At 64.3% G+C, this 26,002-nt stretch carries 27 protein-coding genes; 13 read left to right on the top strand and 14 right to left on the bottom strand.

The window, feature by feature from the left end; translation table 11 throughout:
• Positions 1 to 26: 26 nt before the first annotated feature.
• Genes ABDJ38_RS07655 through ABDJ38_RS07645 form a run of 3 tightly spaced genes read left to right on the top strand, consistent with a single transcriptional unit; the run spans position 27 to position 1,632 of the window.
• A complete protein-coding gene (locus ABDJ38_RS07655) occupies positions 27 to 710 on the top strand; it encodes a Fe2+-dependent dioxygenase (protein ID WP_346784495.1) in 684 nt (227 codons plus the stop codon).
• A complete protein-coding gene (locus tag ABDJ38_RS07650) occupies positions 707 to 1,309 on the top strand; it encodes a ferric reductase-like transmembrane domain-containing protein (RefSeq protein WP_346784494.1) in 603 nt (200 codons plus the stop codon). Before ABDJ38_RS07655 ends, ABDJ38_RS07650 begins: the two co-directional genes overlap by 4 nt.
• The gene (locus ABDJ38_RS07645) at positions 1,306 to 1,632 is read left to right on the top strand and encodes a PepSY domain-containing protein (protein WP_346784493.1); all 327 of its coding nucleotides are present in this window, start codon (positions 1,306 to 1,308) and stop codon (positions 1,630 to 1,632) included. The genes ABDJ38_RS07650 and ABDJ38_RS07645 overlap by 4 nt, the downstream gene beginning before the upstream one ends.
• Here the strand turns inward: ABDJ38_RS07645 and ABDJ38_RS07640 are convergent.
• On the bottom strand, positions 1,622 to 3,586 hold the full coding sequence (locus tag ABDJ38_RS07640) for a glycoside hydrolase family 3 protein (protein WP_346784492.1): 1,965 nt from the start codon (positions 3,584 to 3,586) through the stop codon (positions 1,622 to 1,624). The two genes, ABDJ38_RS07645 and ABDJ38_RS07640, sit on opposite strands and share 11 nt — an antisense overlap.
• 61 nt (positions 3,587 to 3,647) lie before the next feature.
• On the bottom strand, positions 3,648 to 4,274 hold the full coding sequence (locus ABDJ38_RS07635; RefSeq protein WP_346784491.1) for a YitT family protein: 627 nt from the start codon (positions 4,272 to 4,274) through the stop codon (positions 3,648 to 3,650).
• Between the two features lie 116 nt (positions 4,275 to 4,390).
• On the opposite strand from ABDJ38_RS07635, the gene ettA reads away from it, so the two are divergent.
• The gene (gene ettA / locus ABDJ38_RS07630; protein WP_346784490.1) at positions 4,391 to 6,070 is read left to right on the top strand and encodes an energy-dependent translational throttle protein EttA; all 1,680 of its coding nucleotides are present in this window, start codon (positions 4,391 to 4,393) and stop codon (positions 6,068 to 6,070) included.
• Positions 6,071 to 6,183: 113 nt separating this feature from the next.
• Entirely contained in the window at positions 6,184 to 6,483 is a 300-nt protein-coding gene (locus tag ABDJ38_RS07625) for a GIY-YIG nuclease family protein (protein WP_346784489.1), read from the top strand.
• A 57-nt stretch (positions 6,484 to 6,540) separates the two neighbouring features.
• On the opposite strand, the gene ABDJ38_RS07620 is transcribed toward ABDJ38_RS07625, so the two are convergent.
• Positions 6,541 to 7,857, bottom strand: coding sequence for a chloride channel protein (locus tag ABDJ38_RS07620; protein WP_346784488.1), 1,317 nt, complete (start codon positions 7,855 to 7,857; stop codon positions 6,541 to 6,543).
• A 220-nt stretch (positions 7,858 to 8,077) separates the two neighbouring features.
• Between ABDJ38_RS07620 and ABDJ38_RS07615 the strand changes: the two genes are divergently transcribed.
• Entirely contained in the window at positions 8,078 to 9,010 is a 933-nt protein-coding gene (locus tag ABDJ38_RS07615) for an RcnB family protein (RefSeq protein ID WP_346784487.1), read from the top strand.
• A 125-nt stretch (positions 9,011 to 9,135) separates the two neighbouring features.
• Entirely contained in the window at positions 9,136 to 9,816 is a 681-nt protein-coding gene (locus ABDJ38_RS07610; protein WP_346784486.1) for a prolyl hydroxylase family protein, read from the top strand.
• A gap of 180 nt (positions 9,817 to 9,996) precedes the next feature.
• On the opposite strand, the gene ABDJ38_RS07605 is transcribed toward ABDJ38_RS07610, so the two are convergent.
• Positions 9,997 to 11,637 (bottom strand): lysine--tRNA ligase, encoded by a 1,641-nt coding sequence (locus ABDJ38_RS07605; RefSeq protein WP_346784485.1) that lies wholly within the window; start codon positions 11,635 to 11,637, stop codon positions 9,997 to 9,999.
• 116 nt (positions 11,638 to 11,753) lie between these two features.
• On the opposite strand from ABDJ38_RS07605, the gene ABDJ38_RS07600 reads away from it, so the two are divergent.
• The 4 genes from ABDJ38_RS07600 to ABDJ38_RS07585 all read left to right on the top strand — a co-directional run bounded on the left by ABDJ38_RS07600 (position 11,754) and on the right by ABDJ38_RS07585 (position 17,652).
• Complete coding sequence (locus tag ABDJ38_RS07600; RefSeq protein ID WP_346784484.1) at positions 11,754 to 12,647, top strand: mechanosensitive ion channel family protein; 894 nt, start codon at positions 11,754 to 11,756, stop codon at positions 12,645 to 12,647.
• 143 nt (positions 12,648 to 12,790) lie between these two features.
• Positions 12,791 to 14,317 (top strand): tannase/feruloyl esterase family alpha/beta hydrolase, encoded by a 1,527-nt coding sequence (locus tag ABDJ38_RS07595; RefSeq protein WP_346784483.1) that lies wholly within the window; start codon positions 12,791 to 12,793, stop codon positions 14,315 to 14,317.
• 57 nt (positions 14,318 to 14,374) lie between these two features.
• Positions 14,375 to 17,122 (top strand): ATP-dependent DNA helicase, encoded by a 2,748-nt coding sequence (locus ABDJ38_RS07590; RefSeq protein ID WP_346784482.1) that lies wholly within the window; start codon positions 14,375 to 14,377, stop codon positions 17,120 to 17,122.
• Positions 17,110 to 17,652 carry a SixA phosphatase family protein gene (locus ABDJ38_RS07585; RefSeq protein ID WP_346784481.1) on the top strand — a complete coding sequence of 181 codons (543 nt, stop codon included), beginning with the start codon at positions 17,110 to 17,112 and terminating at the stop codon, positions 17,650 to 17,652. Before ABDJ38_RS07590 ends, ABDJ38_RS07585 begins: the two co-directional genes overlap by 13 nt.
• Before the next feature lie 23 nt (positions 17,653 to 17,675).
• Here the strand turns inward: ABDJ38_RS07585 and ABDJ38_RS07580 are convergent, their stop codons facing one another.
• From ABDJ38_RS07580 to rpmF, 5 genes are all read right to left on the bottom strand, one after another.
• Positions 17,676 to 18,017, bottom strand: a complete 342-nt coding sequence (locus tag ABDJ38_RS07580) for a MerR family transcriptional regulator (RefSeq protein ID WP_429771092.1) — start codon at positions 18,015 to 18,017, stop codon at positions 17,676 to 17,678.
• Positions 18,018 to 18,070: 53 nt separating this feature from the next.
• Positions 18,071 to 18,367 (bottom strand): integration host factor subunit alpha, encoded by a 297-nt coding sequence (locus ABDJ38_RS07575; RefSeq protein WP_488167849.1) that lies wholly within the window; start codon positions 18,365 to 18,367, stop codon positions 18,071 to 18,073.
• A 110-nt stretch (positions 18,368 to 18,477) separates the two neighbouring features.
• Complete coding sequence (locus ABDJ38_RS07570; RefSeq protein WP_346784478.1) at positions 18,478 to 19,443, bottom strand: beta-ketoacyl-ACP synthase III; 966 nt, start codon at positions 19,441 to 19,443, stop codon at positions 18,478 to 18,480.
• Positions 19,443 to 20,513 carry a phosphate acyltransferase PlsX gene (gene plsX, locus ABDJ38_RS07565; protein WP_346784477.1) on the bottom strand — a complete coding sequence of 357 codons (1,071 nt, stop codon included), beginning with the start codon at positions 20,511 to 20,513 and terminating at the stop codon, positions 19,443 to 19,445. Before plsX ends, ABDJ38_RS07570 begins: the two co-directional genes overlap by 1 nt.
• 30 nt (positions 20,514 to 20,543) lie before the next feature.
• Positions 20,544 to 20,723, bottom strand: coding sequence for a 50S ribosomal protein L32 (gene rpmF / locus ABDJ38_RS07560; protein ID WP_137678909.1), 180 nt, complete (start codon positions 20,721 to 20,723; stop codon positions 20,544 to 20,546).
• 194 nt (positions 20,724 to 20,917) lie between these two features.
• Here rpmF and ABDJ38_RS07555 point away from each other — a divergent pair, with 194 nt between their 5' ends.
• Positions 20,918 to 21,313 (top strand): MAPEG family protein, encoded by a 396-nt coding sequence (locus ABDJ38_RS07555; RefSeq protein WP_488167848.1) that lies wholly within the window; start codon positions 20,918 to 20,920, stop codon positions 21,311 to 21,313.
• Here ABDJ38_RS07555 and ABDJ38_RS07550 read toward each other — a convergent pair.
• From ABDJ38_RS07550 to ABDJ38_RS07540, 3 genes are all read right to left on the bottom strand, one after another.
• Positions 21,306 to 21,965 (bottom strand): MBL fold metallo-hydrolase, encoded by a 660-nt coding sequence (locus ABDJ38_RS07550; protein WP_346784475.1) that lies wholly within the window; start codon positions 21,963 to 21,965, stop codon positions 21,306 to 21,308. The genes ABDJ38_RS07555 and ABDJ38_RS07550 overlap by 8 nt on opposite strands.
• Before the next feature lie 43 nt (positions 21,966 to 22,008).
• A complete protein-coding gene (locus ABDJ38_RS07545) occupies positions 22,009 to 22,635 on the bottom strand; it encodes a LexA family transcriptional regulator (protein WP_346784474.1) in 627 nt (208 codons plus the stop codon).
• A 110-nt stretch (positions 22,636 to 22,745) separates the two neighbouring features.
• The gene (locus ABDJ38_RS07540; RefSeq protein WP_346784473.1) at positions 22,746 to 22,976 is read right to left on the bottom strand and encodes a hypothetical protein; all 231 of its coding nucleotides are present in this window, start codon (positions 22,974 to 22,976) and stop codon (positions 22,746 to 22,748) included.
• On the opposite strand from ABDJ38_RS07540, the gene ABDJ38_RS07535 reads away from it, so the two are divergent.
• Complete coding sequence (locus tag ABDJ38_RS07535; protein WP_346784472.1) at positions 22,975 to 23,328, top strand: hypothetical protein; 354 nt, start codon at positions 22,975 to 22,977, stop codon at positions 23,326 to 23,328. The genes ABDJ38_RS07540 and ABDJ38_RS07535 overlap by 2 nt on opposite strands.
• Positions 23,329 to 23,369: 41 nt before the next feature.
• Here the strand turns inward: ABDJ38_RS07535 and ABDJ38_RS07530 are convergent, their stop codons facing one another.
• Together ABDJ38_RS07530 and cysS are read right to left on the bottom strand one after the other, a co-directional pair.
• Positions 23,370 to 24,308 carry a D-2-hydroxyacid dehydrogenase gene (locus ABDJ38_RS07530; RefSeq protein ID WP_346784471.1) on the bottom strand — a complete coding sequence of 313 codons (939 nt, stop codon included), beginning with the start codon at positions 24,306 to 24,308 and terminating at the stop codon, positions 23,370 to 23,372.
• Between the two features lie 36 nt (positions 24,309 to 24,344).
• Entirely contained in the window at positions 24,345 to 25,829 is a 1,485-nt protein-coding gene (gene cysS, locus ABDJ38_RS07525; protein ID WP_346784470.1) for a cysteine--tRNA ligase, read from the bottom strand.
• Positions 25,830 to 26,002: the final 173 nt, after the last annotated feature.

Genomic DNA, 26,002 nt, shown 5'->3' with positions numbered 1-26,002 from the left:
CCCACTCCTTTCCTAAAGGCATCATCATGCTGATCGTCATCGAAAACCTGCTCACCAAGGACGAGGTCGCTACGCTGCGCACCAAGCTCGACGGATCGGGCTGGCTCGATGGCGCCGACACGGCGGGCACACGCTCGGTGGCGGTGAAGCAGAACCTGCAATTACCGCGCACCGATCCGCTGGCGCAGGAACTGGGCAATGCGATCCTGCGCAAGCTTGGTCAGCATCCCGAATTCGTCTCGGCGAGCTTGGCGGAGAAGATTTGGCCGCCGGTGTTCAACTGCTATCGCGATGGCGGGCACTACGGCACCCATTCCGACGCCGCGCTGATGCGTCTGCCCGAAGCGAACCTGACGGTGCGCAGCGATCTTTCGGCCACCATCTTCCTAACCGAACCGGATGACTATGACGGCGGCGAACTGCTGGCCGAAACGCCGTTCGGCGCGCAGGCCGTGAAGCTCGCGGCGGGCGATATGGTGCTCTATCCTTCGTCATCGCTGCATCAGGTTACCCCGGTGACAAGGGGCCAGCGCGTCTGCGCGATCACCTGGATTCAAAGCGCGGTGCCCGATGCCGATGCCCGCGCGCTGCTTTACGATCTCGATTGCTCGATCCGCGCGCTGACGCCGGGCAAGGCCAAGGACGATCCCGATATCGACCGGTTGATCCACGTCTATCACAATCTCCTGCGCAAGTGGGCGCAGGTGTGATTGGCAAGCTGCGCCCACTGGTCTGGCTCCTGCTCGCCCTGCCCGCGCTGCTGATGCTCTATCAGCTGGCGAGCGGCGAAACCTTCGCCTTCAAGTTGCTGCACCCCACCGGCGAGCTGGCCTTGCGGCTGATGGTGCTGGCGCTGATGGTCGGCCCGCTAATCGCGATTTTCGGGCGCAACCGGTTCCTGCTTGGCTGGCTGGCGCTGCGCCGCAACATCGGGGTCGCGGCCTTCATCTACGGGCTGCTGCACCTCGTGTTCTACGTGATGGACATGGCCGCGATCGGACCGATCCTCGACGAGTTCTGGCTGCCTGGTATCTGGACGGGCTGGCTGAGCTTCGCGCTGATGCTCGCCGCCGCCACGATCAGCGCCGACTGGGCGGTGAAGGTGCTTGGCCCGTGGTGGCAGCGCGTGCAGTATGCGGTCTATGGTGCGGTGCTGATTGGCGCGCTGCACTGGTACTGGCTCGACAACAACGCGGGGCCAGCGCTGGTTCACCTTGCGCCGCTACTTATCTTGTGGGCACTGCGCGGCGTGATCAAACGCAACCGCCGCGCCCGGAAGAAGGCCAGAGAAAAGGAACACCTCGCATGACCATCCACCTCCGCCTCGCCGCCTCGCTTACTATCGCCGGAGCCGCCCTCGGCGTGGCCCAGCCCGCTCTGGCCGATGGCGATGTCATCTGTTCGGGCGGACCGCGCGAGAACTGGAAGCCGGTCAACGACCTCAAGAAAGCCGCCTGGCTCGAACGCTGGGAGATCATCGAGACGCGCATCGAGGGCGATTGCTACGAGGTCTATGCTCGCAACCAGCAGGGGCAGGTGCTGGAGGCTTTCTTCCACCCGGTGACGCTGGAAAAGCTGGTAGTTTTCCGCCGTGGTACAGAGGTTTACCGCAAGAACGGCTTCACTGGCTAGGCGCCTGCCAGCGATACCCCAGCGCATAGAGCGGAGCCTCGCTATCGGCCGGAGCACCGGGCCGCTGCGCCTCGACCGCTGCCATCGACACCGGCAGTTCGAACGGCAGCTTGCCGCGTGGGCTGACCGCTCCCATCAGCACGTCAAGCAGCGCCACGTCGCTCGCACCGAAGCTGGCGAGCAGCACGTTGGCGCGGGGCTTGAACGGGGTGAGGATCGCGGGCCGGTCTAGCTGCACATCGGCCACCAGCGGCAGGCCTTCGGGCAGGCTCTCCATGAATTGCAGCGCCTCGTGGTCTTCGGGGAAGGCAAGGCTGCCCTCCTGATGCATGGCCCCGAACACATAGCCGGGGTGCAGCATTTCCGACGGGCTGCGGGTGCGCAGGATTGCGAAGTCCGCCTCAGCGGGATCGCTCACAGGCACCAGCCCCGCTGCCTCCACCGCCTCGTCCGACAGGCCGGAAAGCAGCACCTTCGCGCCCTGCTTCAGCGGCAGCGAGCCATCGTTTTCGAGCGTGACCATGCTCAGCGCCATGGCCTCGCGCCCACGCGCCTTCTCCTCCGCCGTGCCCACCTCGGCCTCGGCGCGGGCGGGATCGACATAGGGATCTTCGAACAGGCCCAAGGCAAAGCTCTGTGTAAGGATGCGCCGGACCGATTCGTCGATCCGCTCCTCGCTCACCAGGCCGAGCCGCACCGCCTCAAGCAAAGGTGCAGGATCGTCGACCCCGCCGAACTGGTCGACCCCGGCATCAAGCGCCTTGGCGAAGCGTTCGGGCCGGGTCAGCTCCTGTACGCCCCAGCCGGTGGAGATATCGGCGAAGCTGGGCTCCTCACCCTCGGGCGCGCCCTCAATGCAGCGCTCGTTGCAGTCGGCGGTGATTGCCCAGTCGGACAGGATCACGCCATCGAAATGGAGCTGATCGCGCAGGATGTCCGTCAGGATCACCTTCTGGTAGGCGACGCCCACCGGCTCGAGCTTCTTCCCGCGCAGCTCCAGTTCCTCGATGATCGAATAGGCAGGCATCACGCCCGAGGGCTTTGCCTCCAGCGCGGCGGTGAATGGGATGATCGCCTGCTGCCACTCGGTGATGTTCAGCTTCGCCATCCGGCCATAATAGTTATGCGCATCGAACCCGGTCGACGAAGCGGAATAGCCGGCAAAATGCTTGATGGTCGCAGCGACGCCACCCGGCTGAACTCCGGCGGGTCCGCCCTGCAAGCCTTCGACCAGCGCCCGCCCCACGCGCGCCGAGACCTGCGGATCTTCCCCCAAGGTATCGAAGTTGCGCGGCCAGCGCGGCTCGCTCGCAACGTCGATCTGCGGGCCGAGTAGCATGGCAAAGCCCACCGCGCGCAGGTCATCCCGCACAAGTTCCGCATAGCTGCGCGCGAAGTCGGGATCGTCAAGCGCGCCCAGTGCCACGCCGTTGGGCCACTGGCTGAACTGGCCGCCCGCCACGCTTGCGCCTGCCAGTTCGGTGTAGCCGTGGCGCGGATCGGTCATGATCAGCGCGGGGACGCCCAGACGGTGCCCCTCAGCGGCTTCCTGCACCGCGTTGTTGGCTTCGGCCAGCGCGCGGTTTTCGGTGGCGAGGCGCGAAATGAAGTGCGTCGCGCGGGCCTTACCCATGGCCTCGGTCAGCGCGGCAATGTCGTAGCCGCTGGCAGGCTCGCCCGGAGGCGCGTTAGCTGGGAGCGTGGCGACGACCATCAACCCTGCCTTTTCTTCGAGCGTCATGCGCGCGGCGAGATCCTTGGCCCGTTCGGCGGGGGCAAGGCGCCAGTCCTCATATGGCGTGAGCGCGCCGTCGCGGTCAAGATCGCGGAAGGTTACGCCGCCTTCGGTAATGATCGGTATCACCCGGCTTTCCAGCTCGGGCGCGGGAAGCTCCTGCTTCGCGCAGGACGCCAGCAACATCGCGACCGTGGAAACAAGCGCGCTTCTACCCAAAACTGTATCTCCCTTTGCCGTGAGCGTCATCTTAGCACGGCAAAGGTCAGCGAAGGCAAGCCTAATGCCCGGTATAGCGCCCCGGGCGGTGCCAGACGACCAGTGTCATGTTGATCGCCAACATGCTCAGCACCGACCAGCCGAACGAAGCGAGATCGAGCGACGACAGCGCTACCAGCAGGATTATCGCATCTAGCGCCATGTGCATCCGCCCCACGCTCCACCCGCGCGAATTCTGCATCCACACGGCGATGATGTTCACCCCGCCCACCCCGGTCTTGTGCCGCAGCAGCGCCAGCAGGCCGAGGCCTGACACGGTACCTCCGCCCAGCGCGGCGAAGGCCGGGTGGATTGTCGCGATGTCCAGCGACGTGCGGGTTATGGCCGCAAAGACGAAGATCAGCCCGCAGGCGATAATCGTACGCACCATGAAGGCCCGGCCCAGCTTCATCAGCCCGATCAGGAAAAACGGGATGTTGATGAGGAAAAACAGCAGCCCCACCCCCAGCGGGACATGATAACTCGCCAGCAGCGCCAACCCGGCAACGCCCGCGGTCACGATCCCTGCCGCTTTCATCAACACCAGCCCGAAAGCGATCAGCCATGCGCCCGTCACCAGCGCATAGGCATCTTCGAGCAGAGTGTGGCGCGTTTCGTCGCGCGCAGGTGATATAGTTTCATTTGACACCACCTGCCAATAGCCCGCACAGGCCGAGCTGCGCAAGCACCTTGCCGAGAGGCCGATCTACGCCTATTTCGCGCCCCAACTCATTCCCCGATAACACCGAGCTCGAAGGACCCCAGATGGCCGCCCAATACGCATTTGTCATGAAGGACATGACCAAGACCTTCCCCGGTGCGCAAAAGCCGGTGCTCTCGAATATCAACCTCCAGTTTTACCAAGGTGCCAAGATCGGCATCGTCGGCCCCAACGGCGCGGGTAAGTCGACCCTGATCAAGATCATGGCCGGCATCGACAAGGACTTCACCGGCGAAGCCTGGCCGGGCGAGAACATCACTGTCGGCTACCTCGAACAGGAGCCGGAGCTGGACGAGAGCAAGACCGTGCTCGAAAACGTCAAGGACGGCGCGCGCGAAGTGGCCGACCTAGTCGAGCGCTTTAACGCCATTTCGGCTGAAATGGGCGACCCGAAGGACGACACCGATTTCGACGCGCTGATGGAAGAAATGGGCGAGTTGCAGGCCAAGATCGACGCGGTCGACGGGTGGACGCTCGACAATCAGCTCGAAGTGGCGATGGAAGCGCTGCGCTGCCCGCCGGGCGACTGGCCCGTCACCGACCTGTCGGGCGGTGAAAAGCGCCGCGTGGCGCTGACCCGGCTGCTCATCCAGAAGCCCTCGATCCTGCTGCTCGACGAACCGACCAACCACCTCGACGCCGAAAGCGTAAAGTGGCTCGAAAACCACCTTAAGGAATATGCCGGCGCGGTGCTGATGATCACCCACGACCGCTACTTCCTCGATAACGTGGTCGAATGGATCCTCGAACTCGACCGCGGTTCCTACTATCCCTACGAGGGCAACTACTCGACCTACCTCGAGAAGAAGGCCAAGCGTCTCGAGCAGGAAAGCCGCGAGGAAAGCGGCAAGCAGAAGGCGCTGACGCGCGAGCTCGAGTGGATCCGGCAGACCCCGTCGGCCCGCCAGACCAAGAGCAAGGCACGTATCCGCAAGTTCGAGGAGCTACAGAACAGCCAGGACAACCGCGGCATCGGCAAGGCGCAGATCGTCATTCAGGTACCCGAGCGCCTCGGCGGCAAGGTGATCGAGGTGAACAACATCTCGAAGGCCTATGGCGACAAGCTATTGTTCGAAGACCTTTCCTTCATGCTTCCGCCGGGCGGAATTGTCGGCGTGATCGGGCCGAACGGCGCGGGTAAGTCGACGCTGTTCAAGATCCTCACCGGCAAGGAAGAGCCTGACAGCGGCTCCGTCGAAATGGGCTCGACCGTGCGGCTGGGCTATGTCGACCAGAGCCGCGACCATCTCGATCCCAAGCACAACGTGTGGGAGGAGATTTCGGACGGTCTCGACTACATGAAGGTCAACGGCCAGGACATGAGCACGCGTGCCTATGTCGGCGCGTTCAACTTCAAGGGCGCCGACCAGCAGAAGAACGTCGGCAAGCTGTCGGGCGGCGAGCGCAACCGCGTGCACATGGCCAAGATGCTGAAGCAGGGCGGCAACGTGTTGTTGCTCGACGAACCGACCAACGACCTCGACGTGGAAACGCTGGGCGCGCTGGAAGAGGCGATCGAGAACTTCGCCGGCTGCGCCGTGGTCATCAGCCACGACCGCTTCTTCCTTGACCGTCTGGCGACGCACATTCTGGCCTTCGAGGGCAACAGCCACGTGGAGTGGTTCGAGGGCAACTTCGAAGCCTACGAGGAAGACAAGCGCCGCCGTCTGGGCGATGCCGCCGACCGGCCTAGCCGGGTGGCGTACAAGAAGCTGACGCGCTGAGTTTAAGTCCGGCTCCGGATCAGGCCCGGGGCGACAATTACCCGCCTTCGTCATCCCGGCCTTGAGCCGGGATCGGGCTATTCTTGGCTTGGACACCGCGAGACCCTTGTCGCATGAAGAAGGGCGGTTGGGTTTATATCATGGCAAACCGCTATCGTGGCGGGGTGTATGTTGGTGTCTCGTCTGACCTTGTCCGACGCGTTCACCAGCACCGGCACGGCGGAGGTTCCGCGCACGTGGCCGAAAGGGCTAAGACAAGGCTGGTCTACGCCGAACGACATGACGACATCGAACAGGCCATCATCCGCGAAAAGCGGATCAAACGCTGGCGGCGCGGATGGAAGTTTGCACTGATTGAGGACGAGAATCCTGATTGGCGCGACCTGTGGGATGTCTGGTTTGCCAAAGAGTAGCCCAGCCCCGGATCAAGTCCGGGGCGACGATATGGGAGGCCGTGTGCCGGGTCCGGATCAGGCCGCCTTCGCCTCACCCTTCGGCAGAAAATCCTTCGCCAGCGCGTGATAAAGCCGCTCCTTGCACACCGTCGATCCGGCCCAATCGCCGATCAGCGCGGTGGCGAACAGCGGCACGATGGCTCCGCTCATGCCCGTAGTCTCGCTCAGAATGATCACCGTGGTCAGCGGCGCTCGCACCACCCCGGTGAAATATCCCGCCATGCCCATCAGCACGATCAACCCGGCCTGATCGCTCGGAAACAGCACCGTCAGCAGGTGCCCGAAGCCCGAACCCGCCGCCAGAGACGGTGCGAAGATGCCGCCCGGAATGCCGCTCACACTGGTCGCCAGCGCGGCGACGAATTTGGCCGGGCCGAACCACAGGTCGCCCTCCTCACCCGCCAGCAGCGCCTGCGTCGCTTCGTATCCGGTGCCCGACACCTGCCCGGCGGTCAGGAAGCCCAGCACGCCCACGATGATGCCGCAGACCAGCGCCGTCACCAGCGGACGCTGGCCGAGCAGCGAAGTCCAGCGTCCGTCCGGCCCGCGCAGGGCCAGCATCAGGCGCGAAAACAGGCCGCCAAGAATGCCGCCGACCAATCCCGCCAGCGGAGCCGCGATCAGGATCGAGGTAACCGGCAAAGAACCTTCGATCTCGCCGAAATAGACATAGTTGCCCGCCAGCCCCTGCGCCGTCAGACCGGCAATCATCACCGCGCCCATCACCAGTACGGCCACGCGCTGTTCGTAAGCAACGGCCAGTTCCTCGATGGCGAAGGCAATACCCGCCAGCGGAGTGTTGAAAGCCGCGGCCACGCCAGCCGCGCCTCCCGCGATCAGCACCCCGGCGCTGACCTTCACGCGCAAGGCGCGGTGCACCGCCACCATCAGCGCCGCGCCCAGTTGCACGGTCGGCCCCTCGCGCCCGACCGAAGCTCCGCCGAACAGCGACATCACGGTCAGCACCATCTTCGCCAGCGCCGCGCGCAGCGACACCAGCTTCAGCGTCTGCTCGCTATCGGGATGGCGGCCCGCTGCGATCACCTGCGGAATGCCCGATCCGCGTGCTTCGGGTGCCAGCTTGCGCGTGAGCAGCGCGATCAGCACGAACATCACCGGCGTCAGCACCAATGGCAGCCAGCCGTATTCGGCGGTGAGATCGAGGAACAGATCCTGCGCCCCGTCGCCCACCGTGGCGAAGACCAGCGCCACCAGACCGATCAGCACCGCCGAGACCATTGTGGCAACCCGGCGGGTCCAGTCGTCAACCCGCGCGAGATCATCCGGCACCTTCTTGCCGAGCCAGCGTGCGAGCGGTCCGAATATCTGCATGATGGCGCTCTATGACCTGCACGGGCCGCCGTCCAGTTGCGGGCGAAAAAGACGGCACGTGTTGCATCCCGACACGCCGGCGAAGGGCCGCTTTGCCGACACAAACGTTAAGGTTATCGCACGGTTCAGTTAACGGACAGGCTGAATGGGTAAAACGGCGCTTAAGGAAACAACCTCACCGCGGCACTCGGGCGGTATGGTCCAGACGGGAGTTCACACCATGCTTATCGCCAGACTTCTTAAATCGAGCGGGCTTGCCGCCGTCGCCATTGCGCTCGCCCTGCCAACGCTGAGCGCGCCCGTGGCGGCGCAGGATCGGCAGTGGGAAGACCGCCCGAACAATCGCGGCACAGCCGCCAACCGCTCGGGCAGCATCCGCCGCGAGGCCAATCGTGGGAATCAGGGCAATCGGTCCGCATCGGGCTGGCGGCAGGAGCGCACGGAAGCCTCGCAGGCGATGCGCGAGGCCCGCCAGGAGGCGCGCCGTGTCGATCGAAGCGCCGAACGCCAGGCCGCCCGGATCGAAAACCGCGGCGAGAACCGCGCCGCACGCGTTCAGGAGCGCTCCGAAGGCTGGGCCAACCGCGCCGAGCGGCAGGGTGACCGGCCTGTAGGAACCCTGCGCGAGCTTGGCCAAAACGCCCAAAGCTGGCGCGATCGGCAGGACAATCGCTGGCGTGACAATGACCGCCGTGATCGCGACCGCTGGCGCAACAATGATCGCCGGGATTATCGAGACCGTGATCGCAATCGCGACTATCGCGACCACAACCGCAACCGCGACTATCGCAGCGACCGCGATTATCGCCGGGACTATCGCGAGGCGAGGCGCGACTATCGCCGCTGGGACCGGCAAAACTGGCGGCGTGACCGGCGTTACGACTGGAACCGCTATCGCCATCAGAACCGCAGGCTGTACCGGCTGGGCCGCTACTATTCGCCCTATCGCAACTACAGCTATCGCCGCCTGAGCATCGGCATCCATCTCGATAGCCCGTTCTATTCGAACCGCTACTGGATCAACGACCCGTGGCAGTATCGCCTGCCCTCGGTTTACGGACCCTATCGCTGGGTGCGTTATTACGACGATGTGCTGCTGGTCGACATGCACACCGGCGAAGTGGTCGACGTGATCCACGACTTCTTCTGGTGATACGCCCGTTCCATCGCCAGTGCGAGTGACCGGCGATGCGAGCCCCTCATCTTCGGGTGGGGGGCTCGACCGCATGGGCGCAGCGCTTGCCTTCGTGGCGCGACTTGGGAATAGATCGCTGCGTGATGAGCCAGACCAAGAGCCCCTACGCCGAGAACGCCGACCTGCCCGCACTGCGCCGCATCGGCGCGCAGGTGCGCGAGCGACTGGCGGCCAACCCAGCCGTCTACAAGGTGCCCACCGACAAGGCCGAGCTGTTCGCCGTGGGCGACTTCATGAGCGCCGAGGAATGCACGAAGATGCGGGCGCTGATCGACGCTGTGGCCAAGCCCTCCTACGTGTTCGACGTCGACTATTCGGAAGGCTACCGCACCAGCTATTCGGGCGATGTCGATCCGAACGATCCGTTCATCCGCAAGATCAGCCGCCGGATCGACGACCTGCTCGGGATCGATCCCGAATTCGGCGAAACGATCCAGGGGCAGCGCTATATGCCGGGGCAGGAGTTCCAGCCGCACTGCGACTGGTTCCATTACGGCACCAGCTACTGGGACATGGAAATGGCGCGCGGCGGGCAGCGCAGCTTCACCACCATGGTGTTCCTGAACGAGGTCGAGGCTGGCGGTACCACCGATTTCGTCGAGCTGGATATTGCCATCGAGCCCAAGCCGGGCGTCCTGCTGATCTGGAACAACGCCAAGCCCGACGGACACACCAATCTCGATACGCTGCACGCGGGCCGCCCGGTGATCACGGGCTGCAAATACGTGATCACCAAGTGGTATCGCACCAAGACTTGGACCTGAGAGCAGATAGCGTCATGCGCCCCATCCGTTCGTGGTGAGGAGAGGACGAGGTCGAAGACCGAGTACCCGCCTCGAACCACACGCGCTGATCCTTCGCGCCGGTCCTTCGAGATGGGCGCTCAGCCTGCGGCTTCGTGCCCTCCTCAGGACGAACGGGTTATGCACGGCCTCTTAAACAGGTTACGCGCGCGCCAGCGCCTCGGCGATCAGTTTGCGCGAGTTCTCCACGCCGTAAAGCGCAATGAAGCTGCCCATGCGCGGTCCCTGTGCCGATCCCAGCAGCGTCTCGTAAAGCGCCTTGAACCAGTCACGCAGGTTCTCGAACCCGTACTGCTCCTGCTTGCCGATCTCGTAGACCTGCGTTTGCAGATCCTCGGCGCTGGTGGCCGGATCGACCTCCGCCAGATAGGCATCGAGCGCGCGCAAAGCCTCTGCCTCGTTCGCAGCCGGAGCCCGCCGCGACAGCGTGGGAGCCACGAAGTCGCGGTTGTAGGCAAGCGCCGCCGCGACCAGCCGCGCAAGGTCCGGATGGCTCTCGGCGCTGGCGTCTTCGACATAGTTGCCGAGGTATGACCAGACCTGCTCGTCGGTCGCCCCGGCACCCAGAACGCCGACAAGGTTGAGCAGCAGGCCGAAGGTCACCGGTAGGCTGTCGCCCGCGCCGTGCGGCGGCTGAACCTGATCGGGGCTCTCCGCGCGCAGCAGGTGCCAGGCCGGGTTGCCGAGCTGCTTTTCCACCGGCTGGCCGGGGATGGCGGCGCGGAACTGCCAGTATTCGTCGACCGCCTTGGGGATCACGCCGACGTGGAGCTGCTTGGCACTCTTCGGGTTGGCGTAGAGATAGTGCCCGAGGCTCTCCTCGCTGCCGTAGGTCAGCCATTCCTCGATGGTGAGGCCGTTGCCCTTGGACTTGGAAATCTTCTCGCCATTGGCATCGAGGAACAGCTCGTAGATCATGCCCTCAGGCTTGCGCCCGCCAAGCACCTGCACGATCTTGCCCGACTGGGTGACAGAGTCGGTCAGATCCTTGCCGCACATCTCGTAGTCGACGCCGAGCGCATACCAGCGCATCGCCCAGTCGACCTTCCATTGCAGCTTCGACTGGCCTCCAAGGATCGACTGCTCAACCATCTCGCCCTCATCCTCGAAGCGGACGATCCCGGCCTCGGCATCGACCACCTCGATCGGCACTTGCAGCACGATCCCGCTCTTCGCGCTGATCGGGAGTACGGGCGAATAGGTCTGGCGGCGCTCTTCGCGTAGTGTGGGCAGCATGATCGCCTGAATATCGTCGTACTTGCGCAAGACCTGCTTGAGCGCCTCGTCAAACTCGCCGGAGTTGTAGCGGTCGGAGGCGGCGATGAACTCGTAGTCGAACCCAAACTGATCGAGGAATTCGCGCAACTTCGCATTGTTGTGATGCGCGAAGCTTTCGTACTTCTCGAAGGGATCGGGAATGCGGCTCAGCGGCTTGCCTAGGTTTTCCGTGAGCAGCGCCTGATTGGGCAGGTTGTCGGGCACCTTGCGCAGGCCGTCCATGTCATCCGAAAAGGCAACCAGACGTGTCGGCGCAGGCGTGCCGTCTTCGGCAGCGGCCACGATCTCGTAAGCCCGGCGCACCAGCGTGGTGCGCAGCACTTCCTGAAAGGTGCCGATATGCGGCAGGCCCGAGGGGCCATAGCCGGTTTCGAACACCACGGGCTCGGGCGATCCGTCCGCGCCGGTCTTGCCGTTACGGAAACGTTTGGCGAGCCGCTGCGCCTCCTGAAACGGCCAGGCTTTGGACGAACGGGCGGCGGCAATGAGATCGGGGCTGAACATAGGCCTAGGCCCTTTGCGGATTACGGGCGCTTTCGCAAGCGCGAAGGCCATTTCGGAACCCGGCGCTGCCCGCCTCGTTGGGAAAGGGAATTTACCGTCACCAAGAGGGGCCGCAGTTGAACTACGTCAAGACGATTACGGATCAGGTCGAAGCCATGTGGATGGGATTTATCGCCATCCTCCCCAATCTCGCGCTGGCCTTCATCGTACTCATCCTGACCTGGTTGGTCGCCAAGTTTGCCGTGCGGATCGCCGACCGGATCGTCGGCCACACCCAGGTCCGCACCGATCTCAAGAAACTGACCGCAACTGCGGTGAAGCTGTTCATCTGGATTGTCGGCCTGCTCATAGCGGCAGCGGTGGCCGTTCCCGGGTTCACTCCCGCAGGCCTTATTGCAGGGCTCGGCGTGGGCGCGCTCGCCATCGGTTTTGCCTTTCAGGATATCTTCGAGAATTTCCTCGCCGGCGTGCTGATCATGCTGCGCGACAAGATGAACATCGGCGACTGGGTCGATGCCGAAGGGGTGAGCGGAACGGTCGAGAAGATCACCCTGCGTGAAACCCATATCCGCCAGTTCTCGGGCGAGCTGACGATCCTTCCCAACTCCATGATCTTCAAGAACGCGGTGAAGATTCACACCGACCAGCCGGTGCGCCGGTATGACCTGATGGTCGGCGTATCCTACGATTGCAGCCTGCCCGAAGCGGAGGCCGCCATCCTGCGCGCGCTCGAGTCGGTCGCAAGCATTTCGAAAGAGAAGAGCGTCGATGCGTTCCCCCGCGCATTCGGCGGCAGCTCGATCGATTTTCTGGTCCGCTGGTGGGTCGACACCGACCGCGAGAACCATTTCCTCGTCCAGCGCGACGTGATCTATGCGATCAAGCGCGAGCTGGACGAAGCCGAGATCGACATCCCTTTCCCTATCGTCACCAATATGTTCCCCGAAGCCCTGTCGCTGGACCGGGGCAGCACCGGCGACGATACCGCCAAAGCCGCCTCGACCAATTGAAAGTGACCTAAGCGGCCTAGCTGTCTTGGCCTCGGCCGAAAGCTGTGCCATTCCTCACCCAAACTCCGCGCCAGCTTGCCCGAGCGAGCTGGCGCGGGGGGAATGACAGCCCCGCCTCAACGGGGCCGCAGTTGGAGTGGGACGTGAACCGCATCAAAGAACTAGCCGCATCGATCAGCCTTGCCACCTTGGCCCTGACGGCCTGCTCGCCAGCAGAGCCCGAGGCCGAAGCATCGGCGCTGATTGCCACCAGCGCCGATGCCTGCAGCGCTTTCGACGTCTCCACCCTTGGCACCGGCGAAGGCACGGCCACCTGGGTCGATGCGGCGGAAGGCCTGCCCGCCCATTGCGAGATCACCGCCACGCTCTCGCCGGTCGAAGGCTCCGCCATCGGCGTCGTCTATCGCCTGCCCTCGGAATGGAACGGCAAGCTTCTGGGAATCGGTGGTGGTGGCTGGGCCGGGAACGTCACGATCGAGGCCGCGGCAGACGGGCTCGCCAAAAACTTCGCCACCATGCAGACCAATGGCGGCAATGCCGGAACCAATGTGTGGGCCAATGACTGGGTGGCCGAAAAGCCGGTTGCGGCGGAAGACTTCAGCCACCGCGCCGTCCACGAGATGACCGTTGCGGGCAAACAGGTCGCCGCTAGCCTCTATGGCACCGCACACGAGAGCGCCTACTTCAACGGCTGCTCCACCGGCGGACGCATGGCGCTGATGGAGGCGCAGCGTTACCCAGAGGATTACGACGCGATCATCGCCGGTGCGCCCGTCTATACCTTGCAGGTGCAGACCAGCGCGGTGTTCCGCAACCAGACCTTTGCGCAGGATGACGGCGCTGCGGGCTTCACCCCGGTCGAGCTGCAACTGGTGCAGGATGCCGCGCTCGCCGCCTGCGACGGCAACGACGGGCTCGAAGATGGGCTGATCAACGATCCGCGCGCATGCACTTTCGATCCGGCGAAGCTGCAGTGCACGGGCGAGAAGGATGAAAGCTGCCTTTCGGGGCCGCAGGTCAACGCGCTCAAGCAGGTCTATTCGGGCCAGCGCGCGTCGGACGAGAGCTGGTCGATGTTTCCGATGAGCCGTGGCGGCGAGGCTGGATGGTCGCTGTTCATGGCCACCGACGGTTCGGGCGAGGATCCCACCGGCGGTGGTGGCCTCGGCAACCTGTTCCCGTTGTTCTTCGAGCGCGGCGAGAGCCCCACCTTGGCCAGCTTAGACAATTCCGACTATCTCGCCGTGCGCGCCAGCCCTTTTGCCGAAATATACGAGGCGAAGAGCCCTGACCTCTCGGCCTTCTTCGAACGCGGCGGCAAGCTAATGCTGTGGCACGGCGAGAGCGATCCCGGCCCCAGCCCCGTCGGCTCGACCGACTACGCGTTACAGGTGCTCGGCGCGAACCCGCAGGCGAACGACCAGTTCCGCTATTTCCTGCTCCCCGGCGTCGGCCACTGCCAGGGTGGACCGGGCGCGGACCTGGTCGACTATCTGGGCGCGATGGACGAGTGGGCCAGCGGCGGCACCGCGCCCGAACGGCTGATCGGAACAAAGGACGATGGCTCGCTCACCCGCCCGCATTGCGCTTGGCCCAACGTGGCGCATTACAAGGGCGAAGGTGACACCAACAATCCGGCCAGCTGGACCTGCGAGCCGCGCAAGAGCTGACGAAAACCGCGCCACTGGCGTTTACCATTCGTTCCGATTGCCTCTAGGGTCGGGCTGATGGCCGAGCCCCTTCCCCTTCCCGCGCTGCATGCAAGCCACTCGGGCTGCTGGCAGCGCGGTGCTAGCGGCGACACCGCGCAGATCGGGCGCGGGCAAGCGGTGATGGCGGCGGCCGATACGCCTAACCTGGTGCTCAACGCGCCGCTGGTGGCGACGCGGCTGGGCTACCCTGATCTTTCCGGGCTCGACCTGCTGGAGCTGTTCGCCTTCGTCCACCCGGCGCGCTTCTGTGTGCCGACCCCGCGCGGGCTCGCCCATGCGCTGGAGCTGGAAGAGCCTGCCAGCGATGCCGAGGTGCCCACATTTCTCCAGCGCGCGGCAGGCACGTTGCTCGCGCAGTGCGAAGCCTCCGACTGGGCGGAACGCGAAGGCGCGTGGAGCGTGCTGCAATCGCTCGTCCGGCTGCGCTGGACCTGGGCTCCGGTACTCGCCCCACATGTGGCCAAGCCAGAACGCGCCGAACGCTGGCTGTTCGCGCGCCTGCCCGAATGGGAAGAGGCCGCCGAACGCCCGCAACCGGCGCAGGTCACGCTGGCGGAGGACGCAGTCGAACAGCGGCTTGCGGTGCTGACCGGCAGCGAGGCCGAGCGGCGCGAAGGGCAACGCCTCTATTCACGTAAGGCCGCGCACGTCTTCGCGCCCCGGCTCGCACGCGGACAGCCGCACCTGCTGCTGGCGCAGGCGGGCACCGGCATCGGCAAGACGCTTGGCTATCTCGCCCCCGCTTCGCTCTGGTCGGAAAACTCGCACGGCACGGTCTGGGTCTCGACCTACACCAAGAACCTACAGCGGCAGCTGCGCGAGGAGAGCCGCCGCGCCTGGCCCGAACGCAGGCCCGATGGCAGCCAGCCGGTGGTCGTGCGCAAGGGTCGCGAGAACTATCTGTGCTTGCTCAATCTCGAAGACGCTCTGCAAGGCGGCTTCTCGGGCCGCCCCGCGATCCTCGCGCAACTGGTGGCGCGCTGGGCCGCCTATAGCCAGGACGGCGACATGATCGGCGGCGACCTGCCCGGTTGGCTCGGCACGCTGTTCCGCCAGCGCGCGATCCGCTCGCTTACCGACCAGCGCGGCGAATGCATCTATGCCGGGTGCCCGCATTTCCGCAAATGCTTCATCGAGCGCGCCTCGCGGGCCTCGGCGCAGGCCGATCTTGTGATCGCCAACCACGCGCTGGTGATGATCAACGCCGCGCGCGGTCGCGATACGGCGCAGCGCCCGACGCGGATCGTGTTCGACGAAGGCCACCACGTCTTCGACGCCGCCGATTCGACCTTCTCCGCCGCACTCAGCGGGATGGAGGCGATCGAACTGCGGCGCTGGATCATCGGCCCCGAGCGCGGCTCCAAAGGCAGGCGTCGCGGGCTTTCCGCGCGGCTCGCCGATGTCGCGAGCTATGACGACGAAGCCGGAGACGCGGTAGAGGCAGCGCGCCATGCCGCCGAGGCCCTGCCCGGTTCGGGCTGGCTTGACCGGCTGGCCGAAAGTGCGCCGTCCGGCCCCATCGAAACGCTGCTCGGCGCGATCCGCGCGGTCACCTATGCGCGCGACGAAAGCGGCGGACAGGAAGCAGGCTACGGCATCGAAACCGAGGCCGCCCAGCTCGACGGCCCGCTGGTGGAGTTGGCACAGGAGGGCTCGGCCGCGCTCGCCGCGATCCGGCAGCCCTTGATCAAGCTCGGCCTGCGGCTGGAGGCGCTGCTGGAAGAAGGCCCGGACTGGCTCGACGGGCAAGGCCGGGCGCGGATCGAGGGCGCGCGCCATTCGCTCGTCTGGCGGATCGACACGCTGGCCTCGTGGCAGGCCATGCTTGAACGATTGGGCGGCCCGACCGACCCGCAATTCGTCGATTGGCTCGCCGTGGCGCGCGGCGATGCGCGCGAATACGATGTCGGGCTTTATCGCCACTTCCTCGACCCGATGCAGCCCTTCGCACAAACGGTGCTCGAAGGCGCGCACGGGGTGATGCTGACCAGCGCCACCCTGTGCGACCGCGATGCCGAAGGGCCGGACTGGGACGAAGCCGTGGCCCGCTCGGGCGCCACCCACCTCGGCCTCGCGACCGAACGCATCGCCGCCAGCAGCCCGTTCGACTATGCCGCGCGGGCCGAGATCCTGATCGTCACCGATGTGCCCAAGGGCGACCTTGCCGCGCTCGCCGGAGCCTATGCCCGGATTATCGAGACCTGCGGTGGGGGCGTGCTCGGACTGTTCACCGCGATCCGCCGCCTGCGCAGCGTACACGGCCGCATCGCCGACCGGCTCGCGCGCGCAGGCCTGCCGCTCTATGCCCAGCATGTCGATCCAATCGACACCGGCACGCTGGTCGACATCTTTCGTGACGATCCGCACGCCTCCTTGCTCGGCACCGATGCCCTGCGCGACGGGGTCGACGTGCCGGGGCAATCGCTGCGCTGCGTGGTGATGGAGCAGGTGCCCTGGTCCAAGCCGAGCATCCTCCACCGCGCCCGCCGCGCGGCAGGCGGCGGCAGCGCCTACGACGACCGCGTGATCCGCGCCCGCCTCGCGCAGGCGTTCGGACGGTTGATCCGCAGCCGTGACGACTTCGGCCACTTTGTCGTGCTTTCGCCAGCTTTCCCCTCGCGCCTGCTGACGGCCTTTCCGCCAGGCGTTCCGGTCACACGGTTGACTCTTGAGGACGCTTTACAACGGCTCGGAGAGGGTCTTTTGTCGCTCGACACAACCATGCCGCATCCGGCGGCAGAGCAAGGAGAGTGGCCAAGGTGAAGCGGCTGGGCCTGTTCCGCCATGCCAAGTCCGACTGGGACGACATGAGCCTGCGCGATTTCGACCGCGGGCTTAATGCGCGTGGCCGGCGCGGGGCGGCTCTGATGGGTCGCCATATCTCCGAATACGGAGCGAAGTGGGACCGTGTGCTGGCGAGCCCAGCCAAGCGCATCCGGCTTACGCTTGAATCGAGCGCGTTGGCCGTGCCGGTCGAATTCGTCGATGCAGCCTATCTCGCTGACAGCACCACGCTGATGGGTATGCTCACCGCCATCGAGGGCGATCCTGCGGCAGTGATGCTGGCAGGGCACAACCCTGGCCTGCAGGAACTCGCGCTCGACCTTGTCGGGGCGACCAACGAGAATGCGCTGTTCAGCGAAGTGCTCGCGAAGTTCCCCACCGCTGGCTTTGCCGTGCTCGATCTCGCCATCGACAACTGGGCCGATTGCGCACCGGGCTGCGGCCGCATCGTGCATTTCGCGCGGCCACGCGACCTCGATCCCGAACTGGGTCCCCTCGGCGTAAGCTGAATGACGCCAATTGGCGTCTGGGCTTAGTTATCCAGGCTGCGGGCAAGCTTGGCACGGACGGCCTGCAACTCCCCGAGCAGATTATCATCCGTCGGTGCCTTCTGTGCCGATGGGCGGCGCCGTGCGGTAGCATTGTCGGCATCAGGCTGCTTGCCCTCGAGCACGTTGCGCGCGCCCTTTAGCGTATAGCCTTCTTCATTGACGAGCTTGTCGATACGGCTAACCAAGGCAACATCTTCGGCGCGGTAGAGTCGGCGCCCGCCGCTGCGCTTGAGCGGGGTGAGCATCGGGAATTGCTGTTCCCAGTAGCGCAGTACATGCGGCTTGAGGCCGAGCGCTTCGCAGACTTCGCCGATGGTTCGCATTGCGCCGGGTGCCTTTCCGTCGCTGAAACGGACCTGTCCGTGCATTTCTGTCATCAGCTTGAAGCGATCCTGTCCTTCAGCTTCTGGCTCGCGCGGAAGGTCAGCACGCGCCGCGGGGTAATCGGTACTTCGACGCCGGTCTTCGGATTGCGTCCGATCCGTTCTTTCTTGTCGCGCAGCACGAAACTGCCAAAGCCCGAAATCTTCACGTTCTCGCCATCGGCCATCGCATCGCACATCTTGGTGAGGATTTCCTCTACCAGCGCGAGACTTTCAGCCCGCGAAAAGCCCATCTTGTGATTGATCGTTTCTGCCAGATCGGCCCTGGTGAGGGTGCCGACGGATCGCATATTTACCATGCGCCCATTCCTATCGCTGTGTTTGACTACCCCGAGCGCCTCTTGGGGCAAAGACTGACGGATAGCAAGGAAAAGCGCAGGAAATTTCCCCTATCTACAGGTCAAACACGCAACAATGTTGCACCCCAGGTGAACCCGCCCCCCATTGCCTCAAGCATGACGAGCTGTCCCGGCTGGATTCGGCCGTCGCGGCGAGCGACGTCGAAGGCGAGCGGAACCGAGGCTGCCGATGTGTTGGCATGGCGATCAACGGTCACCACCACCTGATCCATCGCCAGTCCGAGCTTGCGCGCGGTGGCATCGAGAATGCGCAGGTTCGCCTGATGCGGCACCACCCAATCAAGTGCACTGGCAGGGACCTGCGCCTCCGCCAGCACCTCTTCGAGCACCTCGGCGAGGTTCTTTACTGCGTGGCGGAACACTTCGCGCCCCTTCATCCGCAAATGGCCCACCATCTCACTGGTCGAAGGACCGCCATCCACATAAAGCAGATCGTTATGCGCGCCATCGGCATGAAGGCGGCTGGCAAGCACGCCGGGACCATCCTCTGCCACCTCGCGCGCCTCAAGTACGAAAGCCCCCGCTCCGTCGCCAAACAGAACGCAAGTGCCACGGTCATCCCAATCGAGCACGCGGCTCATCGTTTCCGCGCCGATCACTAGCGCCCGGCGCGCCATACCGGTGCGCAACATGGCATCGGCAGTGCTCATCGCGTAAAGAAAACCGGAACAGACTGCGGCGACATCGAAGGCCGGAAAGCGGGCCCCACCCAGCGCATGCTGGACCTTGGTGGCGGTAGCGGGAAAGGTCTGGTCGGGCGTGCAGGTGGCCAGCACGATGAGGTCGATCCCGTCGATGCCCACACCCGCATCGGCCAGCGCAGCGCGCGCAGCGGCGGTCGCGAGGCTCGAGGTAGTTTCCCCCTCGGCTGCCAGATAGCGCTGCCGGATGCCAGTGCGCTCGCGAATCCACTCATCGCTGGTGTCGACCTTCTCGGCCAGCTCTTCATTGGTGACACACCGCTCCGGCAAGGCCGAACCGGTGCCGATCAGAACCGAACGCATCATTATTGCTGTCCCTGCCCCTGCGCTGCTGCGGTGCCATTGCCCTTCAACGCGCGATCGTCGAGCGCGGCGAGATCGGCGGCGATGCGTGTGGTCAGATCATCTTCGAGCAGGCGCGCAGCGACGGCGACGGCATTGGCCACGCCTTGGGCATTGGCACTGCCGTGCGACTTCACGATAACCCCGTTGAGGCCAAGGAAGACGCCGCCATTGTGGTTGTTCGGGTCGAGATGATGGCGCAGCAGTTCGGTCGCAGGGCGCGAAATAAGGAAGCCGATCTTCGAGCGAATCGACGAGCGGAACGCCGTTTTCAGCAAGTCGGTCACGAAACGGGCCGAACCCTCGATAGCCTTCAAGGCGATATTGCCCGAGAAGCCGTCGGTCACCACCACGTCGACATCGCCGCGGTTGATCTTGTCGGCCTCGACATAGCCCTCGAAACGCATGGCCAGCCCAGTCGCATCACGCAGGAACTGGGCCGCGTCCTGAAGCTTGTCGGTGCCCTTGGTGTCTTCGGTGCCGATGTTCAGCAGGCGCACACGCGGTGCTTCATTGGCGCAAACGATGCGCGAATAGGCCGCGCCCATAACCGCGAACTGAACGAGATTGCGTGCATCGCATTCGGTGTTGGCCCCGAGATCGAGCATGATCACGTCGTGCTCTTCGAGCGTCGGCATGAGCGCTGCAAGCGCGGGCCGGTCGATACCGGGCATGGTGCGCAGCGCGAGCTTGCTCATCGCCATCAACGCGCCGGTGTTGCCGCCGCTGACGGCGGCGCCACACTTGCCTTCTTTCACGGCCTGAATGGCGAGGCCCATCGAGGTGGTCTTGGCGCGACGCAACGCGCGGCTGGGCTTTTCATCGCCCGCCACCACATCCTCGCAATGGAGGATTTCGGAGGCTTCGCGCATATTCGGGTGCGCTTCCAAGGCCTTGCTGATGCGGGATTCATCGCCGACCAGCAAGAACTTGAACTGCTCATGACGGCGACGCGCAAGCGCCGCGCCTGAGATCATCACGCGCACGCCCTCGTCCCCGCCCATCGCATCGATCGCGATACGCGGAAGACTCATGCCGAAAACCCCTGTTACTCGTGGGTGGCTTTACAGCCCGACCGAAACGATCTCGCGACCGTTGTAGAAGCCGCAGTGCGGGCAAAGGTTGTGCGGGCGCTTGAGCTCGCCACAGTTGTTGCATTCGTGGAAGGCCTCGACCTTCAGCGAATCGTGAGAGCGCCGATTGCCACGGCGATGCGGCGAAACTTTTCTCTTAGGGACAGCCATGGCGGCACCTGTTCCTTAAATCGTCAAATAATGTTGCCAGCGCACTAGGCCAAGCGTTCAGCCCACGCAAGCGTGAGAGAAAATGAAGGTGCCTGGCAGTGCGGCGAAGGCGCGCGCTATAGCGGTTTCTGGGCAGGTTGCAAGCACGGCCTGTGCGGTTTATTCCATACCCACCTCACGGGAAAGCGCATTCAATGGCTCAACTTCCAATCTCGCTCGGCGCTCTTGGGGTGGCCGCGCTCATTAACCTGTGGCTGGCGATCCGCTGTGGCAAGGCGCGCATCGAAGCCAAGGCGATGCACGGCGACGGCGGACATCCTCTTCTCCTGAAGCGCATGCGCGCCCAGGCAAACTTCGTGGAGTACACCCCCTTCGCGCTTCTCCTCGTGTTGGGGCTCGAGCTTTCCGGGCATGCCGGATGGCCGCTGGCGCTGACAGCAAGCCTTTTCCTCATCGGGCGGGTCAGCCATGGGCTCGGCATGGATGCCGACATCGCCGGCCCCTTGCGCCAGGCCGGCATGGCGCTGACCTTCCTGCCGCTGCTCGGACTGATTGCAGCAGCGCTGCTCGCCGCGTTCGGACTTATCTGACAGCCGCGTCGCCCACATAAGGGTTGCTCTTGCGCTCGGCCCCGAAGGTCGAATGCGGGCCATGGCCAGGCACGAAGGTCACATTGTCGCCCAAGGGCCACAGCTTGCCGGTAATCGCATCAAGCAGGTCCTGATGGTTGCTCATGGGGAAATCAGTCCGCCCGATCGATCCTGCGAACAGCACGTCGCCAACGAAGGCGAAACTGGTTTCGCGGTGGAAGAACACCACGTGGCCAGGCGTGTGGCCGGGGCAATGGATCACCTCGAAGGTGACCTCCCCAACGCTGACGGTGTCGCCGTCCTTCAGCCAGCGGGTCGGCTCGAACACCTTGGTTGCGATCCCAAAGCGCGGGCCATCCTCGTCGAGCCGCGAAATCCAGAACCGGTCTGCCTCGTGCGGGCCTTCGATAGGAAGGCCCAGCTCTTCGGCGAGTATTCCAGCCTGCCCGCAATGATCGGCATGGCCATGGGTAATCAGGATCTTCTCAAGCGTGACGCCCGCGCGAGCCACCGCATCCTTGAGCTTGTCGAGATCGCCACCAGGATCGATCAGCGCGCCCTTCATGGTCTTCGTACACCAGACCAGCGAACAGTTCTGCTCGAACGGGGTCACGGGAACGATGGCGGCGCGCAAGGGGGCTTCTTTGGTCATAGCCCCGATGTGCGGCCTCGGCGGCCCATAGGCAAGGCCTGCGCTAAACGCGCCCGCCCTTCCACACTACGCGGCCGATAATCGCAAAATCCTCGGCATTGGCCGAAATCGGCGGATAGGCGAGATTCTGCGACAATAACGAGAAGCGCCCACCGCCCTGGCTCGCCAGCCGCTTGACCAGCAGCGTATCATCGAGCCGGACGACATAAACGCCATCACGGAACGGCTGCTCGCGCAAATCAACCAGCACCTCGTCGCCCTCGCGCAGCAGCGGCTCCATCGAATCGCCAACCACACGAATGGCGGAAAGTTTCGCACCTTCGAGCCCCTGCTCGGCCAGCCAGCGGCGGCTGAAGCGGAAGGAGTCGAACGCCTCCTCGACATGATGCATCGCGCCGGGACCTGCCGAAGCATCGATATTCAGCCGCGAGACCTCGACCCAGTCGCTGCCCGTCGCAGGCACGACCTCAGACGGCCCGCCCAGCTCTGATTCGTCCAGCCCAAGGAACTGCGCAAGCTTGCGCCGATCCTCCTCTTCGAGCTTTCGCGGCGAACCCTTTGTGATATATTGCTGGAGATAGGTCGGGTTGCGCCCGATCATCCGCGAGAGCGCGGCCAGGCTCGACCCCCTATGGCGGGCGGCCTCGGATAAGCGGGTTCTAGGGTCCATTATCATTTTCCTACGGGCCTTGCGTAATTTTTCCTAGACGAAGTATTTTTCCTAGACAAGCGCCAATTTTTTTCTATCGTGGCGGGCACCGAATCGCATTCGGATCAACGTTAGAACAAAACAAGAACTTTAAGGGGAAACAGGCTGTGCTCATTCGCGAGATAGAGATCTTCCTGCGCCTCAATCGCATGGCGCCCACCACCTTCGGCCGCCTGGCAGCGCAAGACCCACGCTTCGTGCTTGATCTGCGCAATGGGCGCCGTCCTCGGGTCGAAACCGCAGGACGTGTGGAACATTTCATGAACAACTATAAGCCAGCCTCGCTCGGAGCCTTTTGCCATGCATGATGCCGCCGTCTCCCAACGCCCTGCCCGCAAGCACCGTACCGGCACTTCGGGCAGGCTGCTCGCAGCGCTGGCAGACCTTGCCCGACACAAGTCGCGCCTGACTCATCACCACGAGGCGAGTTGGGCCAGCATCACCTTTGCCGGGACGCGCCATCGTGTCACGCTGGAATTCCGCGGTACAGAAGCCATCGAAGCGGGTGAGAACTTCATCGCCCTTCTGCCCGAGCACGAATTCGCCATACCCGGGCAGCTGGTCGCCGATGCTGCCGTGATTGAGGTCGACCATTGCCTCGATCCGGCAGTGCTGAGCGTCACCTGCGAACTGCTGTTGTTGGAGGAGAGCTAGGACTCCTCGCAGCTCCACAGGCAACGTGGCAGCGCCGCCCGCTAGTATCCGAGGGCGAGATCGACCTCGGCCTCGAGCGGCGCGCCATCGTTCCAGGCCTCACAATTGGCCAGAAAGCGCCGTGCGGTCTCCTCGCGCATCTGCGGTGTGGGCAGGCCCGCCATATGCATGGTGATGCGGATGTTCGGGCAGTCCCACAGGTAATGGTCTGGAGCAATCGGCTCCGGGTCGGTGAGGTCGAGGATCGCTCCGCCCAGGCGCCCGGCATGGAGCGCATCGGCCAGTGAACGCTGGTCGATAATATCCGCGCGGGCAAAGTTCACCAGCACCGCCTCGGGCTTCATCGCCGCGAGTTCCGCCGAGCCGATCATCCCGGCAGTCTCGGGCGTGCCGGGCATGGCGAGGATCACCCAGTCGAAATCGCCTAATCGCGCGCGCCACTGGTCCGGGCCCAGCGCGCCATCGCGTGCGCTGCGCCGCATCGGCGTAACCTCGACTTGCAACCCTTCGAGAATGCGTCCGATGGTGCTTCCGATCTCGCCATAGCCCATGATGAGCGCCCGACTGCCCTTCAGCTCGCGCATCGAGCTGGGCCACTTTGCCCATTCCTTGCGGTCATGCGCGCGGATCAGGTCGCCATAGCCGCGCGCCTCGGCGAGCATCGACATCACCGCGAATTCGGCTACGGCATTGGCGTTGAGGCCAGATCCATTGGTGAGCCGCACCCCGCGCTGTGCGAGCATGTCGAGCGGCATCCAGTCCACGCCGGCAAACTGGCTGTTGAGCCATTGGAGCTTCTCCGCCCGCTCCAGCGCCACCAGCGCATCGGTCTTATCGAACATGTCGAACCAGCCGATCTCGGCTTCGGGTGAGAGCGCCTTCAGCTCCTCGCCATCCTCCCAGAAGCGCGCCTCGATCCAGTCCGGCAGATGCGGCTCGATCATCTCGCGGTAAACGCCCGGAAGAACTGCGATTGTCATTCTCTATCCTCTCTTATCGTCACTGCGAGTGGCGCTTCAGAGCTTCCATTCCCACCCCAGCGGATCTCCGTCCATCACCTCCACGCCCTTCGCAGCGAGCTCGTCGCGCAGCGCATCGGATGTGGCAAAGTCCTTCTCCGCGCGCGCTGCTTTGCGGCGGGCGAGCAGTTCATCGATATCGGCGGCGGTGATCGTAGCCAGCTTCGGCCTGATGCGCAGGTCTGCCCTGGTGAGGCTTAGCAAGCCAAGCCCCAGGACCGCATCCATCGCCGAGATCACCTGCGCCTTGTGCATCGGATCGAGCTTCTTCTGCCCCAGCACCTCTTCGAGCACGGTCAGCGCCTGCGGCGTATTGAGATCGTCCTCCACCGCGCTTTCAAACCGGCCGAGTAAGGGCAGGAACGCCCCGCCCACTTCTCCACGCGCGTCGGCAAAGGTCCAGCCGCCTTCAGGCGTCTCGGGCAGCGCATCGAGCTTGGCCTTCAGCACGTCGATCGCGATCAGCATCCGCTTCAGACGGGTGAGCGCGGCCTCCAGACCCTCCCACGAGAATTCCAGCTCGCTGCGGTAGTGCGCTTGCAGGCACATCATGCGGTAGGCGAGCGGGTGGTAGCCTTTGTCGATCAGCAGTTGCAGCCGCAGGAACTCGCCCGAAGACTTGCTCATCTTGCCGCTGCGCTCGACGAGGAAGTTGTTATGCATCCACACCCGCGCGCCGCTGTTGGCGGGCTCGGCCAGCGAGCCGCAACCGCAGAAGGCCTGATTCTGCGCGATCTCGTTGGGGTGGTGAATCTCGCGATGGTCGATGCCGCCGGTGTGAATGTCGAACGGGAAGCCGAGCAGCTTTCCGCTCATCACCGAGCATTCGAGATGCCAGCCCGGAGCGCCCCGGCCCCAGGGAGAATCCCACTCCATCTGCCGGGTCTCGCCGGGAGGGGTCTTGCGCCAGATCGCGAAGTCGGCGGCGTTGCGCTTGCCTTCCACCGCCTCGATCCGGCCCTCGCCCTCTTCGGTCACGGCGCGGGCAAGGCGACCATAGTCCGCCACGGTCGAAACGTCGAAATAGAGCCCGCTATCCAGCTCATAACAATGCTCGGCGGCTATGCTCTTCGCGAAGGCGAGCATGTCGTCGATATAGTCGGTCGCCACCGACCAGTGCGCGGGCGCGCGGATATTCAGCGCCTTCACATCGGCCCAATAGGCCTCGGTATAGTGCTTGGCGATGTCCCAGATCGACTGCGCCCGCTGCGCCGCCATCTTCTCCATCTTGTCCTCGCCCGCATCGGCATCGTCGGTGAGGTGGCCCACATCGGTGATGTTGATGACATGGGTGAGCTTCAGCCCGCGCGCGCTCAGCGTCCGGCCCAGCACATCGGCGAACACATAAGCGCGCATATTGCCGATGTGCGGGTAGTTATAGACGGTCGGGCCGCAGGTATAGACCCGCGCCTCGCCCTCATGGACGGGAGAAAACGGCTCAAGTTGCCGGGTCAGCGAATTGAACAGGACCATCTGCGTCATATGCCGCGCCTGATGCGCGAAGCGGGGCGAGTAATCAATGGCCGGCTTGCCGAGGGCCGCCCGTCAGATTTCTTCACTTTGGTTGGGAGCCTTTTCGCGCAATCAGGCGTTGAACCGATGCGACCCTGAGAGCTGACTGCAAAATAGCCAGTTTCTCGCCTTAGCCCCGCTGC

Origin of the sequence: Aurantiacibacter flavus (assembly GCF_039710615.1) — a bacterium.
In the GTDB taxonomy this organism is placed as follows: Bacteria; Pseudomonadota; Alphaproteobacteria; order Sphingomonadales; family Sphingomonadaceae; genus Alteraurantiacibacter; species Alteraurantiacibacter flavus.
This window is presented reverse-complemented; position numbering and strand designations above follow the sequence as displayed.

Excerpts from the sequence above, each read along its gene's own strand:
- ABDJ38_RS07655 (WP_346784495.1), top strand. The coding sequence starts at position 27 with ATGCTGATCGTCATCGAAAACCTGCTCACCAAGGACGAGGTCGCTACG.
- ABDJ38_RS07645 (WP_346784493.1), top strand. The coding sequence starts at position 1,306 with ATGACCATCCACCTCCGCCTCGCCGCCTCGCTTACTATCGCCGGAGCC.
- ettA (WP_346784490.1), top strand. The coding sequence starts at position 4,391 with ATGGCCGCCCAATACGCATTTGTCATGAAGGACATGACCAAGACCTTC.
- ABDJ38_RS07625 (WP_346784489.1), top strand. The coding sequence starts at position 6,184 with ATGAAGAAGGGCGGTTGGGTTTATATCATGGCAAACCGCTATCGTGGC.
- ABDJ38_RS07620 (WP_346784488.1), bottom strand. The coding sequence starts at position 7,857 with ATGCAGATATTCGGACCGCTCGCACGCTGGCTCGGCAAGAAGGTGCCG.
- ABDJ38_RS07615 (WP_346784487.1), top strand. The coding sequence starts at position 8,078 with ATGCTTATCGCCAGACTTCTTAAATCGAGCGGGCTTGCCGCCGTCGCC.
- ABDJ38_RS07610 (WP_346784486.1), top strand. The coding sequence starts at position 9,136 with ATGAGCCAGACCAAGAGCCCCTACGCCGAGAACGCCGACCTGCCCGCA.
- ABDJ38_RS07605 (WP_346784485.1), bottom strand. The coding sequence starts at position 11,637 with ATGTTCAGCCCCGATCTCATTGCCGCCGCCCGTTCGTCCAAAGCCTGG.
- ABDJ38_RS07590 (WP_346784482.1), top strand. The coding sequence starts at position 14,375 with ATGGCCGAGCCCCTTCCCCTTCCCGCGCTGCATGCAAGCCACTCGGGC.
- ABDJ38_RS07580 (WP_429771092.1), bottom strand. The coding sequence starts at position 18,017 with ATGCGAACCATCGGCGAAGTCTGCGAAGCGCTCGGCCTCAAGCCGCAT.
- ABDJ38_RS07575 (WP_488167849.1), bottom strand. The coding sequence starts at position 18,367 with ATGCGATCCGTCGGCACCCTCACCAGGGCCGATCTGGCAGAAACGATC.
- ABDJ38_RS07570 (WP_346784478.1), bottom strand. The coding sequence starts at position 19,443 with ATGATGCGTTCGGTTCTGATCGGCACCGGTTCGGCCTTGCCGGAGCGG.
- plsX (WP_346784477.1), bottom strand. The coding sequence starts at position 20,513 with ATGAGTCTTCCGCGTATCGCGATCGATGCGATGGGCGGGGACGAGGGC.
- rpmF (WP_137678909.1), bottom strand. The coding sequence starts at position 20,723 with ATGGCTGTCCCTAAGAGAAAAGTTTCGCCGCATCGCCGTGGCAATCGG.
- ABDJ38_RS07555 (WP_488167848.1), top strand. The coding sequence starts at position 20,918 with ATGGCTCAACTTCCAATCTCGCTCGGCGCTCTTGGGGTGGCCGCGCTC.
- ABDJ38_RS07550 (WP_346784475.1), bottom strand. The coding sequence starts at position 21,965 with ATGACCAAAGAAGCCCCCTTGCGCGCCGCCATCGTTCCCGTGACCCCG.
- ABDJ38_RS07545 (WP_346784474.1), bottom strand. The coding sequence starts at position 22,635 with ATGGACCCTAGAACCCGCTTATCCGAGGCCGCCCGCCATAGGGGGTCG.
- ABDJ38_RS07535 (WP_346784472.1), top strand. The coding sequence starts at position 22,975 with ATGCATGATGCCGCCGTCTCCCAACGCCCTGCCCGCAAGCACCGTACC.
- ABDJ38_RS07540 (WP_346784473.1), bottom strand. The coding sequence starts at position 22,976 with ATGGCAAAAGGCTCCGAGCGAGGCTGGCTTATAGTTGTTCATGAAATG.
- ABDJ38_RS07530 (WP_346784471.1), bottom strand. The coding sequence starts at position 24,308 with ATGACAATCGCAGTTCTTCCGGGCGTTTACCGCGAGATGATCGAGCCG.
- cysS (WP_346784470.1), bottom strand. The coding sequence starts at position 25,829 with ATGACGCAGATGGTCCTGTTCAATTCGCTGACCCGGCAACTTGAGCCG.